Source organism: Clostridium sardiniense, assembly GCF_019753795.1.
Taxonomy (GTDB): Bacteria; Bacillota; Clostridia; order Clostridiales; family Clostridiaceae; genus Clostridium; species Clostridium sardiniense.
In genome coordinates this window covers 1-248 of record NZ_JAIKTU010000072.1, presented here as the reverse complement: position 1 = coordinate 248, position 248 = coordinate 1, and the positions used below count along the sequence as shown (strand labels likewise).

The following is a 248-nucleotide window of genomic DNA, read 5'->3' as shown; positions in this document are numbered from 1 at the left end:
AGTAACAGTAAATCCAAAAATGGTTGAAATAAATAATGCACCAGTAATAAAAGCAGAAAACAAAACAATAAAGGTTGGAAGTAAATTTGACCCAATGACTGAGGTAAGTGCTACAGATAAGGAAGACGGAAATATAACAAATAAGATTAAAGTGATAGAAAACACAGTAAATGTAAACAAGCCAGGCACTTACAAAGTAGTTTATGAAGTAACAGATAGTCAAGGTGCTAAAACAATAAAGACAATAA

Annotated in this window: 1 protein-coding gene; it reads left to right on the top strand. The window is 30.6% G+C overall.

The features are described from left to right. A partial coding sequence (locus K5V21_RS19860) for an immunoglobulin-like domain-containing protein (protein WP_221862681.1) occupies positions 1 to 248 on the top strand: 248 nt, incomplete at both ends.